The sequence below is a fragment of the Pararhodospirillum photometricum DSM 122 genome, assembly GCF_000284415.1.
GTDB classification, from domain to species: Bacteria; Pseudomonadota; Alphaproteobacteria; order Rhodospirillales; family Rhodospirillaceae; genus Pararhodospirillum; species Pararhodospirillum photometricum.
In genome coordinates this window covers 2,624,946-2,637,956 of record NC_017059.1, presented here as the reverse complement: position 1 = coordinate 2,637,956, position 13,011 = coordinate 2,624,946, and the positions used below count along the sequence as shown (strand labels likewise).

12 protein-coding genes, 6 tRNA genes and 1 pseudogene are annotated in these 13,011 nt (G+C 65.1%); 10 read left to right on the top strand and 9 right to left on the bottom strand.

Going from position 1 to position 13,011, the window contains the following annotated elements; translation table 11 throughout:
* Window positions 1-170: 170 nt before the first annotated feature.
* Window positions 171-851: an AzlC family ABC transporter permease gene (locus RSPPHO_RS11795; protein ID WP_014415459.1), complete on the top strand. Its 681-nt coding sequence runs from the start codon at window positions 171-173 to the stop codon at window positions 849-851.
* Window positions 848-1,192: an AzlD domain-containing protein gene (locus RSPPHO_RS17940; protein WP_014415458.1), complete on the top strand. Its 345-nt coding sequence runs from the start codon at window positions 848-850 to the stop codon at window positions 1,190-1,192. The genes RSPPHO_RS11795 and RSPPHO_RS17940 overlap by 4 nt, the downstream gene beginning before the upstream one ends.
* 57 nt (window positions 1,193-1,249) lie before the next feature.
* On the opposite strand, the gene RSPPHO_RS11785 is transcribed toward RSPPHO_RS17940, so the two are convergent.
* Together RSPPHO_RS11785 and RSPPHO_RS11780 are read right to left on the bottom strand one after the other, a co-directional pair.
* A complete protein-coding gene (locus RSPPHO_RS11785; RefSeq protein WP_041795277.1) occupies window positions 1,250-2,182 on the bottom strand; it encodes a ZIP family metal transporter in 933 nt (310 codons plus the stop codon).
* A gap of 32 nt (window positions 2,183-2,214) precedes the next feature.
* Complete coding sequence (locus RSPPHO_RS11780; RefSeq protein WP_069187548.1) at window positions 2,215-3,240, bottom strand: mitochondrial fission ELM1 family protein; 1,026 nt, start codon at window positions 3,238-3,240, stop codon at window positions 2,215-2,217.
* A gap of 155 nt (window positions 3,241-3,395) precedes the next feature.
* Between RSPPHO_RS11780 and RSPPHO_RS11775 the strand changes: the two genes are divergently transcribed.
* The 3 genes from RSPPHO_RS11775 (at window position 3,396) to RSPPHO_RS11765 (ending at window position 4,453) form a co-directional block, all read left to right on the top strand.
* Window positions 3,396-3,485, top strand: a tRNA-Ser gene (locus tag RSPPHO_RS11775).
* A gap of 271 nt (window positions 3,486-3,756) precedes the next feature.
* On the top strand, window positions 3,757-4,284 hold the full coding sequence (locus RSPPHO_RS11770; protein WP_041795271.1) for a GNAT family N-acetyltransferase: 528 nt from the start codon (window positions 3,757-3,759) through the stop codon (window positions 4,282-4,284).
* Window positions 4,285-4,377: 93 nt separating this feature from the next.
* Window positions 4,378-4,453, top strand: a tRNA-Thr gene (locus RSPPHO_RS11765).
* A 538-nt stretch (window positions 4,454-4,991) separates the two neighbouring features.
* On the opposite strand, the pseudogene RSPPHO_RS11760 reads toward RSPPHO_RS11765, so the two are convergent.
* From RSPPHO_RS11760 to RSPPHO_RS11735, 6 genes and pseudogenes are all read right to left on the bottom strand, one after another.
* Window positions 4,992-5,544, bottom strand: a pseudogene (locus RSPPHO_RS11760) (transposase); the annotation flags it as partial.
* Window positions 5,545-5,710: 166 nt separating this feature from the next.
* Window positions 5,711-5,786 (bottom strand) — tRNA-Ala (locus tag RSPPHO_RS11755).
* 57 nt (window positions 5,787-5,843) lie between these two features.
* Window positions 5,844-5,919 (bottom strand) — tRNA-Ala (locus tag RSPPHO_RS11750).
* A 69-nt stretch (window positions 5,920-5,988) separates the two neighbouring features.
* Window positions 5,989-6,064 (bottom strand) — tRNA-Ala (locus tag RSPPHO_RS11745).
* A gap of 70 nt (window positions 6,065-6,134) precedes the next feature.
* Window positions 6,135-6,210 (bottom strand) — tRNA-Ala (locus tag RSPPHO_RS11740).
* Between the two features lie 192 nt (window positions 6,211-6,402).
* Window positions 6,403-6,756, bottom strand: coding sequence for an FYDLN acid domain-containing protein (locus RSPPHO_RS11735; protein WP_014415454.1), 354 nt, complete (start codon window positions 6,754-6,756; stop codon window positions 6,403-6,405).
* Window positions 6,757-7,180: 424 nt separating this feature from the next.
* On the opposite strand from RSPPHO_RS11735, the gene aroA reads away from it, so the two are divergent.
* From aroA to RSPPHO_RS11710, 5 genes are all read left to right on the top strand, one after another.
* Window positions 7,181-8,536: a 3-phosphoshikimate 1-carboxyvinyltransferase gene (gene aroA / locus RSPPHO_RS11730; protein WP_014415453.1), complete on the top strand. Its 1,356-nt coding sequence runs from the start codon at window positions 7,181-7,183 to the stop codon at window positions 8,534-8,536.
* Complete coding sequence (cmk, locus tag RSPPHO_RS11725) at window positions 8,533-9,153, top strand: (d)CMP kinase (protein ID WP_014415452.1); 621 nt, start codon at window positions 8,533-8,535, stop codon at window positions 9,151-9,153. Before aroA ends, cmk begins: the two co-directional genes overlap by 4 nt.
* Before the next feature lie 138 nt (window positions 9,154-9,291).
* The gene (gene rpsA / locus RSPPHO_RS11720) at window positions 9,292-11,010 is read left to right on the top strand and encodes a 30S ribosomal protein S1 (protein ID WP_014415451.1); all 1,719 of its coding nucleotides are present in this window, start codon (window positions 9,292-9,294) and stop codon (window positions 11,008-11,010) included.
* A 214-nt stretch (window positions 11,011-11,224) separates the two neighbouring features.
* Window positions 11,225-11,542, top strand: a complete 318-nt coding sequence (gene ihfB / locus RSPPHO_RS11715; RefSeq protein ID WP_041795268.1) for an integration host factor subunit beta — start codon at window positions 11,225-11,227, stop codon at window positions 11,540-11,542.
* Window positions 11,543-11,576: 34 nt separating this feature from the next.
* Window positions 11,577-11,912, top strand: a complete 336-nt coding sequence (locus tag RSPPHO_RS11710; protein WP_014415449.1) for a lipopolysaccharide assembly protein LapA domain-containing protein — start codon at window positions 11,577-11,579, stop codon at window positions 11,910-11,912.
* Between the two features lie 51 nt (window positions 11,913-11,963).
* On the opposite strand, the gene RSPPHO_RS11705 is transcribed toward RSPPHO_RS11710, so the two are convergent.
* Window positions 11,964-12,779, bottom strand: coding sequence for a universal stress protein (locus tag RSPPHO_RS11705; protein WP_041795265.1), 816 nt, complete (start codon window positions 12,777-12,779; stop codon window positions 11,964-11,966).
* Between the last annotated feature and the right edge of the window lie 232 nt (window positions 12,780-13,011).

Genomic DNA, 13,011 nt, shown 5'->3' with positions numbered 1-13,011 from the left:
TTACTATTACAGTGCTCAATCGATACAGAAAGATAACGAATATTTAGATGGTTTTTGTAGATCGTTTCGATTATTTAACGGATAAACTGCCCCAGCAGCTCATCCCAACGCCTTGCCTCACGCCCTGAAAACACCTTATCCTAGAACTTTCCCCTCTCAGGAGCCCTCTCATGGCCGCGTCCCTGGGAGCCGGCCTGCGCGCCGCCCTCCCTATCATGATTGGCTACTTCCCCGTCGCCGTCGCCTTCGGCACCGCCGGCCGCGCTCTCGGCCTCGACCCCTGGCTGGTCACTCTCCTTTCGGTCCTGGTCTATTCCGGTGCCAGCCAGTTCCTCATTCTCAGCACCCTGGGCGGCGGCACCCCGTTGCCCCTGGTCGTCGCCTTGTGCGCGGGCCTCAACCTACGCCACCTTCTCTATGGTCTCATCCTGATGAGCCGCCTGCCGCCGCTGGCCGCGTTGCGGTTCTTGTATGCCTTCACCCTGACCGACGAGGTTTTCGCCTCGACCCTGGCCCGCGCCCAAGATCGCGAGGAGCCCTTCGCCGCGCCATGGCTGCTGGGTCTCGGGCTCGGGGCCTATGGTGCCTGGGTGGCGGGAACGGCCACGGGGGCCTATCTCGGCGACGCGCTGGCCGCTCACGTGCCGCTGGCGGCCGAGGCCAGTCGGTTCGCTCTGCCGGCCCTGTTCCTGGCCATCGCTTGGGCCAACCTGTCGGCGGCGACGCTGCGGCCCATGCTGGCGGCACTGGTCGTGGCCTTGCCGCTCGGCCTGATGGGCCAGAGTGCTTGGGGGATTTTGGGCGGGGCCTTGGCCGGGGTGCTGGTGGCCGCCTGGGGAGGACGGCGATGAACGATGCGGGATCCTTGCTGTTGGCCATCGGGGTGATTGGTCTCACGACGTATGGCACCCGGGTGTTGCCGTTTTTGCTGGGGGCGCGGGGCGATGCCTTGTCGCGTTGGATTGAGGGCTCGCCGGTCCTGAAAGCCCTTGGCCCGTCTCTGATTGCCGCCTTGGCTGCGGTCACCGTGGGGCCAGATGCTGTGAAGGCGATCGAGGCCGGGCGGCTTTTGCCCTACGGGGTGGGGGCTGCGGTCACGGTGGGGGTGTTGATCTGGCGTAAGGATTTGGGCACGGCGGTATTGGCGGGGATTGTGGCGTATGGTGGGGTGTTTGCCGTCGTTGGAGGTTAATAAAGAAGGGAAGGTTGGGGAGGCGGGCCTCCCTAAGCCCCTCCGGTCCTGGAGGGGTTAGCCGAGGACGGTGTCGAGGACCATCATCAGGGCGAAGCCGGCCATCAGGCCCAGGGTGGCCGGGGTTTGGTGGCCGTTGCGGTGGGTTTCTGGGATGACTTCGTGCGAGACGACAAAGATCATGGCTCCGGCCGCCAAGCCAAGGCCAATGGGGTAAGCGAGGGCCAAGCCGCTCGAGAGGCCAATGCCCAGCAGGGCGCCCAGGGGTTCCATCAGTCCGGTAAGCGCCGCCAGAGCCGCCGCCCGGCCCGGGCGGATCCCCGCCGAGCGCAGAGCCATCGCTACCGCTAAGCCTTCCGGGATGTCTTGAAGGGCGATGGCTGTGGTCAGGGGGATGCCAACCTTGAGGTCGCCCCCGGCAAAGCTAACGCCAATCGCCATGCCCTCGGGCAGATTGTGCAGGGCAATTGCCAGCACAAACAGCCACACCCGGTTTAGGCGCTCGCAGTCTGGGCCACAGGGGCCGGTTTCGGGGTGTTCGTGCGGGGTCAGGGTGTCGAGCCCCAGCATGAGCGCCGCGCCCAGGCCCAGGCCCACCACCACCACCAAGGCCCCCAGCCAGCCATTGCCCGTCAGGCTCTCGCCCGCCGCCAGACCGGGCAGCAGCAGGGAAAAGGCGCTGGCCGCCAGCATCATCCCGGCAGCAAAGCCGAGCAGGCTATCCTCGACCCGGGTCGAGAGCCGGCGCAAGGCCATGCCGATCAAGGCCCCCACCGCCGTGGCGGCAAACCCGGCCCCGCCGCCGATCAGCCCCGCGATCGGCGCTGGCCCCGCCCGGCCCATCACGATCTCCCACAGGCTGCTCAGAAGCAAAATACCCACCGCCACCAGGGCCAGCCCCAGCCCGGCGGCGGTCACCGGGTGAGCCACAAGCTGCGGTCCCCACAGGGCCCGCAAGGAAAACGCGGAAGGGGAGGAAGGCGTCGTCATCCAGAATACCCTCGCCGAGACCAAGGAAACTCTCAGCGTAGCGCGTTGCCCGGGGGGAGGATAGGTGCTGGTGGGGGCGGCAGCCCCGCGTTGCCTCCCCCCGGAAACCGCCGGTTCAGTTCCTCGGCGAGGCGGCTCGGTTCATCGAGGGGGGCGGGAGGTGTCCAGAGCTCAAGGGTGCCGGTGAAACGGCGGACGTGGCCGCGCTCGATAAGGGCGTGGTGGAAGCGGGCGAAGCGGGCCGATCCGCCGGGCAGGGGAAGGGCCAGCACCGGTTTGCCCGTGAAGCACGCTTCGGACAGCATCGAGACGCTTTCCTCGGTCACCATGACGGCATCGGCCAGGGCGAGCATGCCGTCGTAGGGGTTGGGGCCGCTGCCGTCCCAAACATAGGCGCCCAGAGGGGCGAGGGCGGCGCGCAGCCGAGCGGCGTTGGCGGCGCCGGTGCGACGTGACAGCGTGACCATCAGGCCCACACCCTCGGCGGCTAAGGCGGCTAACTGGCTGGCCAGCCGGTCGGCGTCCTCGGGGCCAAAGCGGTAGGCGCCGCTGGCCCCGCCGATCAGGACGGCGACGCGCGGCGAGGGCAGGGCGGCAAACCGCTCGGCCCAGACCCGGGCGCCCTCGGCCAGCCGGGCCGGGGTCAGGCGGTGCAAAGCGCCCAAGGTGGTGAGCACATTGGGGCCGCGCAGCCCATCGTGCTCGGGGGCGATGACCAGATCGAAATGGCGGGGCGAGACCTGGGGGTCCAAAAGTTGGATCAGTACCGGCCGGTCTGGCCCAGCCGCCGCGCGCACCGCAAGGGACAAGGTGGCGGCGCGGCGGCCGCAGGCGATGATCATCGCGGGCCACGGTGGGGCCAGGGAATCCGAGCCCGGCCCCAGGACCCGCTTCAGGCCGGCCCGCGCGCCCCACGGCGAGGGCAGCCAGCGCCAGGGCGCCGGAATATGCCCCACCCGGGCAACCCAGGGGCGGCCCAAAGCGGCGGCCAAGCCATGGGCCTGACTGATATTGCCGGCTTCGCCGGTGGTAAGGGCCCAAACGGAGGGAGCGGTCATGGCGGGGCTCGGCAAGAGAACGGCGGGAGAGGGACGGTAGCCCCGGCCCGATCTTGGAGCAACGGCATCGCATGAAAAAAATGAGGTCTTGTGAAAAAAGGGCTTGCGGGCCCCCGGGGAATTCCGTAAATAGGCGCTCCCCGAGCCAAGCCAGCGGAGAGGTGCCGGAGTGGTCGATCGGGGCGGTCTCGAAAACCGTTGTGGCAGCGATGTCACCGTGGGTTCGAATCCCACCCTCTCCGCCACTTCCTTCGGGAGCCCTGGAAACAGGGTCCTCTGAGGAAGGAAGATACGTGGCTCGTGTGTTTGTCTCCTGACCCAAATGGGGATGAAATGGTCCAGATCAGCAACCGACGACGAACTGGCTTCCGCGCTGTGGCGCGGCTGCGCAGCGTCGCCTGAGGATCGGACCTGAGGATCAAGACCGGGATTTTTCATCCCTTTGTCTGTTTCTCCCGAGGGGTGGCGCGCCAGGAAAAAGGTGCCCCACATTGCCCTTTTGCCGGGAGAACGGCCATGATGACCCTTCAAGTCGAAACTGCTGCTGATGCGCTGGTGATTGAGGATCTGCTGGATCGGGCCTTTGGGCCGGATCGGTGGCTGAAAACTTCGTATCGGTATCGGGACGAGATCGCGCCCTTGCCCAGCCTGTGCTTCACGGCGGTCGAGGACGGCCGGGTGCTGGGCACTGTGCGGCACTGGCCCATCGCGCTTGCTGAGGGTGCGGCCCAAGGCATGACGGCGGTTTTGCTGGGGCCCATCGCCGTGGAGCCCAGCTTGAAAGCGACCGGCATTGGTGGGCGGCTGATGCATCTGGCGATCCAGGAGGCGACGCGGCAGGGTGTGGACATCATCGTGCTGGTCGGGGATCCGGTCTATTACCAGCGGTTTGGCTTCCGGCTGGCCGCCGAGTTCGGGATTACCATGCCCAACGAGTCGGCCCCCCGGGTCCAGGCTCTTCCCCTCAGCCCCCGGGCCCAGGCGCTGACCCATGGCGGCGTGGTGGCGCGGGCCTTCCCTTTGGCCTACCCGGTGGCCGCCTGACCCCCCAGGTCGCGCCGCCGCTGCTTTTTGCCTGACAGTCTTCTTGCCAGAGGCCTTCACACCTCGTATGAAGAAGCACCTGTCCCCCAGGGCGCCGGATTAGCTCAGCTGGTAGAGCAGCTGATTTGTAATCAGAAGGTCACGGGTTCGATTCCTGTATCCGGCACCAGATTTTTCAAGGGGTTATGAAGTGATTGGGTCAGCTTTCATGTCCTAATTTTCCAAAGTCCTTTAGAAAATTTTCCAAACCATCGGACGGTTTTACTCCTTTTCGCCTCCCGTCTTGGCTTCCAGCAAGTCCATGGTTCGGTCGTCGGCGCCGGCATCCGCAAGGCGGGTGGCGTAGGCCGTGGAAGATCAGGCCAGGGCCGATCTTTCCTTGTGCTTCCAGGGCGCGAACCAGCCGGAAGAATAAGGTCCGAAACCCATCCCCCGTATAGGGCTTGCCGTCGCGCGGGCCGATGACGATAGTCGGCGCGCGCCGCTCGATCGTGGACAAGATGGCGGCAAGGTCGCTGTGAATCGGGATCCAGACCGGCTCTTGCGTTTTGCCCTGGGTGTGCCGGATCCATCCGTCTTCAAGGGCTGACCACGGCAGGATCGGGACATCCCCCTGGCGCAGGCCGGTATAGCTTCCAGATCGTGTCCCCGGACGTAGTGTAACAGGGCGATCACTGTTTGCTCTCCGGGAGGTTGGGCCGGAGTGATCAGGCCGCCGTGACGGGCGGCAAGCATGAGAGGGGATCATCGCCTAAGGGGGCGACGGATTCCAGGGGCATATAGCGGGCACGCTGGACGGCCCATTCGCCATTTTGCTCCATCAAGATGGCCCCGATCAGACGGGTGATGGCGGCTTCGTTGGGAAAGATCCCCACGACGTCCGTGCGGCGCTTGATCTCCCCGTTGAGGCGTTCGATGGGATTGGTGCTGTGGATTTTGGCCCGATGCTCCTTGGGGAAGGTCATGTACGCCAAGACGTCGCTTGCGGCAAGCTTGGGGACCTTGGGGCGCAGTTGGTCAGCCACCTGACGCCACTGCGCCCGGGCCGAAGCGACATCGTTTTGGGCGAAAGCCGTTCCGATAAAGGCGGCCACGACGCGCCGAGCGTTTTTGCCGGCATAAAAGATGGTCCGCATGAAATGGACTCGACAGCGCTGCCAAGTGGCGCAAAATTTCCTTGGAAACGGCGGATTTGATGCCTTCATCGGCGTCTGAAATGACCAGTTTAACGCCTTTCAGGCCCCTTCGGTTCAGTTTGCGCGATCGTGTCCCGAGGAGTGGTGTCGTCCTCGAGACACCGCGAGAGGGGAAGGATGCAATGAGATGCCGCTGGGGCGATCGCGCGTCCAGGAGCTTCCAGCCGGCGAAAGGAAAAGGGGGACAGGCAAAGAAAAACCCCGGCGTTTCTGCCGGGGCTTTTTTCTTTTGGTGGAGCTGAGGGGAATCGAACCCCTGACCTCTTGAATGCCATTCAAGCGCTCTCCCAACTGAGCTACAGCCCCATCCGGGAATGGCTTGGTCTTACGACCAAACCGTTGGGAACAACGGTCCTAAAGATTTGGTGGAGCTGAGGGGAATCGAACCCCTGACCTCTTGAATGCCATTCAAGCGCTCTCCCAACTGAGCTACAGCCCCATCCGGGAATGGCTTGACCTTGCGGCCAAACCGTTGGGAACTTTACCAACGCACCTCTTCACGAACCCTTGGTGGAGCTGAGGGGAATCGAACCCCTGACCTCTTGAATGCCATTCAAGCGCTCTCCCAACTGAGCTACAGCCCCCATCCGGGAATGGCTTGACCTTGCGGCCAAGCCGTTGGGAACTTTACCAACGCACCTCTTCACGAACCCTTGGTGGAGCTGAGGGGAATCGAACCCCTGACCTCTTGAATGCCATTCAAGCGCTCTCCCAACTGAGCTACAGCCCCCCACCGGGGTAATGCGCCGACCTGCCAGGCCAACATCACGATGCTCTGGCGTGTCCGCCAGAACCTTGGGACCTCGTCGCCGCCTTCCGGGGGGCCGGTCATCAGCGCCGAGGCCCGGGTGTCTACAAGGTCCCGCCGGTCTCGACAAGAGGAAAATGCGAGAAGGCGGAAAAAATCCCAGGACGGGGAGGGTTACTCGGACTCGTCAAGCTCCAGGTGGTCCTTGACCTCGTGGAGGTCGGTATCGTCCTCGCCCAGGTCGGAGGTGTCCTCCATCAGATCAGCCACCTCGTCGTCGTCGTCGGCTTCCAGGGCGTCATCGACGTCCATGCCAGCCCCGAGATCCACATCCTCCTCATCAAGCGGCACCACGGGTACCACCTTGGGGGGCTCTTTCTTGCGCTCGGCGCGGCGCAATTTGACGGGGGAATCGAGTTCCAGGACCGCCTCACACTTGGGGCAGACGGCAGGCGATCGCCGCAGGTCATAAAACCGCGCCCCACAACTTGTGCAGGTCCGCTTGACGCCCCATTCGGGTTTGGACACGCTTCCACCTCCCTAACGAACACCGATGCCGCGGGACTGCCCCGGCCCATCCGGCCCATGACGACTCGGGTCCCCTGGCGTGTAGCGGGGCCCCATCGGAAAGGCCGCTATTGCCACTTTCCTCCGGCCCTTGTCAAAAGCAATCGAACATCCTTTTAACGCCTTTGGACAAGACGGTTTTTGCCGCCCTCTCGCACTCTTTTTCCAGCCGGTCCCTATCTTGGGGTATACCCCCGTTCGAAGGGCCTGAGAGACCAAGGGGTCTGGGGAGGCGGGGTCTCCTCAGCCTTCCCTTATTTCTTTCGCCGGATGTCCAGGCCTTCCTTCACCCGATGGCCCTTGAACGCTACCCTTGGGGCGGAGCCTGTGCTAAACGCCTTGCTCCTTTTGCGCTCCCGTTGACCTCTTTGCCGCCAGGAAGCCCATGGCCGACCGTCCCTTGCCCCTGCGCGCCCGGCGCGCCGACGCCCTTATTGGTTCCCTTCGGGTGCCAGGCGACAAGTCCGTGTCCCATCGCGCCTTGATGCTAGGGGGGCTGGCCGTGGGCCGCACCACCATCACCGGCTTGCTCGAAGGCGAGGACGTGTTGGCCACCGCCCACGCCATGACCGCCATGGGGGCTCGCGTCGAGCGCTTGGCCCCAGGCGAGGCCGGCGCGGTCTGGCAGGTGGACGGGGTGGGGGTTGGCGGTCTGGCCGAGCCGGCCGATGTGCTCGACATGGGCAACGCCGGCACCGGGGCGCGCCTGCTCATGGGGCTGGTCGCCACCCACCCGATCACCGCGATCTTCACCGGCGACGCGTCCTTGCGGCGGCGCCCCATGGCTCGGGTCATTGAGCCTCTGTCGCGCTTTGGCGCCACCTTCCTGGGGCGAGACGGCGGGCGGCTGCCGCTGGCTCTTGGCGGCGCCCGCGCGCCCTTGCCAGTGACCTACCGGGTGCCGGTGCCCAGCGCCCAGGTCAAATCGGCGGTGCTGCTGGCCGGTCTCAACACCCCGGGGACGACCACGGTCATCGAGCCCATTCCCACCCGCGACCACACCGAGCGTATGCTGGGCTATTTCGGGGCGACCCTGACCCGCACCCCGGCCGAGGACGGCGGCGTGGTTTTGGCCCTGACCGGACAGCCCGAGCTGACGGGCGCGGCGGTGCAAGTGCCGGCCGATCCCTCGTCGGCCGCCTTTCCGCTGGTGGCGGCCCTGCTGGTCGAGGGCTCGCGCGTGGTGCTGAACGGGGTGGGCCTCAACCCCTTGCGCACCGGCTTGTTCGACACCTTGCGCGAGATGGGCGCCGACATCCGGGTGCTTAATCCCCGCGAGGAAGCGGGCGAGCCGGTCGGGGACCTGGAGGTCCACGCCAGCCGGTTGCGTGGCGTGACCGTGCCGCCCGAGCGCGCACCGTCCATGATCGACGAGTACCCGATTCTCGCCATTGCCGCCGCCTGCGCCGAGGGCGAAACCCGCATGGAAGGCTTGGCCGAGCTGCGGGTCAAGGAAAGCGACCGTCTGGCGGCCATGGCCCGGGGGCTAGCGGCCTGCGGGGTCCGGGTGGCGGTCGAGGGCGATACCTTGATCGTTCAGGGCAGCGGGCGGCCCCCCCAAGGCGGGGCGCGGGTCACGGTGGATCTCGATCACCGCATTGGCATGTCGTTTCTGGTGCTGGGCCTGGTCAGCGCCGAGCCGGTCGCCATCGACGATGGCCGCGCCATTGATACCAGCTTCCCCGGATTCGTGGCCCTCATGGGCGCGCTCGGGGCCACGATCACGGAGGACGCCCCTTGATCATCGCCATCGACGGGCCGGCCGCCGCCGGCAAGGGAACGCTGTCGCGCCGTCTGGCCGCCGACCTGGGCTATGCCCACCTGGACACCGGCAAGCTCTATCGCGCCGTGGGGATGGCGGTGCTGCGGGCCGGGGGCGATCCCTCCGATCCTCGGCAGGCCGAGGCGGCGGCCCGTGCTCTTGATCTCACCACCTTGGGCGATCCGGTCCTGACCACCGACACCGCCGGACAGGCCGCCTCCAAGGTCGCGGCCCTGGAAGGCGTGCGCGCCGCGCTTCTCGACCTTCAGCGCCGCTTTGCCGCAACGCCGCCCGGCGCCGTGCTTGATGGTCGCGATATCGGCACCGTGGTCTGTCCCGACGCCGACGTGAAAGTCTTTGTCACCGCCAGTCTCGAAGTCCGCGCCCAACGGCGCTTTCTTGAGTTGCGACAAAACGGCCTCGATGTTAAGGAAGACGACGTGGTCAGGGACATGCGCGAGCGTGACGAACGGGATCGCTCCCGCTCGGTTGCGCCCTTGGTGCCCGCCGACGATGCCGTCGTGCTGGATACCTCAACCCTCACCGCCGATCAGGCGTTGGCCGCCGTCCACGCTCTTTTGGCCCTAAAAGGCTGAAAGGGCTGGTTGCCGCGTCCTGAGTTTCCAGGAGTGTGCCGTCCCGGGTGGGGCGGCGCCCGATGCGATGAAAAGACCGCCGGACCCAACCGGCTGGCCGGATAACAGTTTGCGACGAACGAAAGGAAGAACAACCCCATGGTTATGGCTCATGCTGGCCACGATGCTCCTGCCCACGAGGATTTCGAGGCGCTCCTGAACGAGCAGCTCGGCAACGCGGGCGGCCTTGAAGGCTCGGTGCTGACGGGCACCGTGATCGGCCGTTCCGGCGATTTCTACCTCATCAACGTTGGTTTGAAGTCCGAGGGCCGGGTCCCGGTCAAGGAATTCACCCGTCCCGGTGAGGAAGCCCAGGTGGTTCTGGGCGACAAGGTCGATGTCTTTGTCGAGCGCTACGAAGACAAGGACGGCCTGATCGTCCTGTCGCGCGACAAGGCGCGCCGCGAGGAAGCCTGGAACGAGCTGGAGAAGTCCTTCACCGACGGACAGCGCGTGCGCGGCACCATCCACAGCCGGGTCAAGGGCGGCTTCACCGTTGATCTCAACGGCGCCATCGCCTTCTTGCCGGGCAGCCAGGTGGACATCCGTCCCGTGCGCGACATCTCGCCGCTCCTGGGCCAGCCGCAGGTGTTCCAGATCCTCAAGATGGACCGCGCTCGCGGCAACATCGTCGTGTCTCGCCGCGCTGTGCTGGAAGAGACCCGCGCCGAGGAACGCAGCAAGCTGATGGAGACGCTGAAGGAGGGCCAGATCCTCGACGGCGTCGTCAAGAACATCACCGATTACGGCGCCTTCGTCGATCTGGGCGGCGTGGACGGCCTGTTGCACGTCACCGACATCTCCTGGAAGCGCATCAACCACCCGACCGAAGCCCTGGCCATCGGCCAGACCGTCAAGGTCCAGGTCATCCGCTTCAATCCCGAGACCCAGCGCATCAGCCTGGGCATGAAGCAGCTCGAAGCCGATCCTTGGGATGGCGTTGCCGCCAAGTATCCGGTCCAGACCCGCTTCCTGGGCCGCGTGACCAACATCACCGACTACGGCGCCTTCGTCGAGCTAGAGCCGGGCGTTGAGGGTCTGGTGCACGTCTCCGAAATGTCCTGGACTAAGAAGAACGTCCACCCGGGCAAGATCGTCTCCACCAGCCAGGAAGTCGAGGTCATGATCCTCGACGTTGATCCGGACAAGCGCCGCATCAGCCTGGGTCTGAAGCAGACCATGTCCAACCCCTGGGCGTCCTTCCTCGAGACCCATCCGATCGGCACCGAGGTCGAAGGCGAGATCAAGAACATCACCGAGTTCGGTCTGTTCATCGGTCTGACCGGCGACATCGACGGCATGATCCACCTCTCCGACCTCGACTGGAACCGGCCGGGCGACGAAGCCGTCAAGGATTACAAGAAGGGCGACGTGGTGCGCGCCAAGGTTCTCGATGTGGACATCGAGAAGGAGCGCATCAGCCTGGGCGTCAAGCAGTTGGGCGAAGACCCCTACCGCGAGGCGACCGCCGAGCTGCGCAAGAACCAGATTGTTTCGTGCGTTGTCACCCTGGTGCAGGAAAACGGCATCGAGGTGGACGTCAACGGCGCCATCGGTTTCATTCGCAAGTCCGATCTGGCCCGCGAGCGCGGCGACCAGCGTCCCGAGCGTTTCTCGGTGGGTGACACCTTGGACGCCAAGGTCACCAACATCGACAAGTCCAACCGTCGCATGACCTTGTCGATCAAGGCTCGCGAAATGGACGAAGAGAAGCAGGCCATGGCCGAGTACGGCTCTGCCGACTCGGGCGCCTCGCTCGGTGACATTCTGGGCGCTGCTCTCAAGCAGGCGCAGCAGAAGGCCGAATCCGAAGACTAAGCCACGTCTTCGTCGGCGTGACAGGGAAGGGCGTCCCTCCGGGGGCGCCCTTCTTTTTTCTGCCACAGACCGCGACGACGGGCCTTGCGGCGAGGCGGATGGAGAGCGCGAAAAAATGCTTGCAGATGAGCGGGTTGCTTGACGAACGGGACTCCCTCTGGCACGCTTTGCCCACACCCTGGGGAGGGGCGTGCCAGGCAAGGATGGCGGGACGATGACCAAATCGGAACTGATTGCGCGTCTTGCGGAACGCAATCCGCATCTTTATCAACGTGACGTTGAGCGGATTGTCTCGACCATTTTTGATGAAATCGCCGATGCGCTCGCCCGGGGGGACCGGGTTGAATTGCGCGGGTTCGGCGCGTTTTCTGTCAAAAAGCGCGACGCCCGTATCGGACGCAATCCGCGTACCGGCGAGACCGTTGACGTCGATGCCAAGGCTGCCCCTTACTTCAAGGCAGGGAAGCAGCTGCGAGAGCTGCTCAACGGCGGCGTCGATCAGGACGACGACGACGATGATGACGAGGAATAAGCCGACCCTGGTCTGTTGACCGCAGGAGGAACCGTTGAGGAAGCTTTCTTTCTGGCTGATCGGCCTGCCGCTGGCCGCCTTGGTCGCGGTGTTTGCCGTGAACAATCGGGCCGTGGCCGAAGTCAGCCTGTGGCCGACCCCTTTCACCGTGGACCTGCCCGTTTATCTGCTGGTCCTGGGCGCTCTGGCTGTTGGCCTCATCGCCGGCGCCTTCATGATGTGGACCAATGCGGTCGCGCTGCGCGTGCGGCTGCACAACCGCGATTTGGAGATCCGCAGCCTCAAGCGCGATCTCGACCGCACCACCACCAGTTCGCTCAAAAAACTGGAAAAGGCCGGCGCCAAGGCCGCCCTGCCGCCCGCCGCCTGACCGGCCCCYTTGACCGAGGGGTCTGGGGAGGCCGTGCCTCCCCAGCCTTCCCTAATGGCTTAACAAAACGGGCAACGTCATCTGCCGCAAAATATCGCGCGTGACCGAGCCCCGCAGCATGCGCGGTAACCCGAGCTTGCCATAGGCGCCCATCACCAACAGCTCGGCGCTCACATCCGCTGCCTTCGACAACAAGAAATCCGCCACGCCAATCGCGTTGAGGGTGGGGGTCTCGACGGTGGCCCGCACCCCGTGATCCTCCAGCCGGCGCAGCAGTTCGATCCAGCGCCAGTCGCTGGGATCGGCCTTGTCGGGAGCATGGCGCACCACCGACACCCAGGCTTCCGAGCCCCGGATGAAGGGCAGGGCGTCGCCCAGGGCCCGAGCAGACTCGCGGCTGTCGTTGTAGGCGACCAGGACGCGGGAGAAGCCGTACTCGAAGCTCCCGGTGTAGGGGATCAACAAAACGGGCCGCCCGCAGTTGAGTACCACCTGTTCGGCCAGATCAGCGGGCACGCGGTCGGCGGTTCGGGGATCGTTTTGTCCCAAAATCGTCAAATCCGCATACTGGGCGTTGGCCGTCAGTTCGCTGGCGATAAAGTCGGGATTGGCCGAGTGAATGGTGTGCCAGTCGGGGGAAATCCCCTCGATGCCCGACAGCATCTCGAAAAACTTCTGGCGCTGGGGCGCCGCTTCATCGCCGATGGCGGCTTTGTCGCCGTGATAGGCGTAGGCCGGGAGCACAGTGGCCATCTGCCCATACACTCCGAGAATCCGGCCGCCCCCGCGGAGGCTGACAAAGCGCAGCGCTGCTTCGGCGCGGCGCGGCCATGACTCTCCCGCATCGACGTGTACCACCACTTTCATGGTTAAAGTCCTCCTCCCGTTTGGGTGTTGGTGTTTTTGGTCTTGTGCCCAGAGGGTGACCGATGCCGTCGCCTGACGCAAGCGTCAACCATGCGATCTCGGGGAAACAGGGAAGGCAGGGGGACATCCGATCGCGCCGACCGGGCATTGCTCCCGGCCAAGGGGAAGCGTAAAGTTGTTCCAGTGAAGCAGCGTCCCGGTCTCGGGACGGTCCCCGATTCCGGGTGACGGT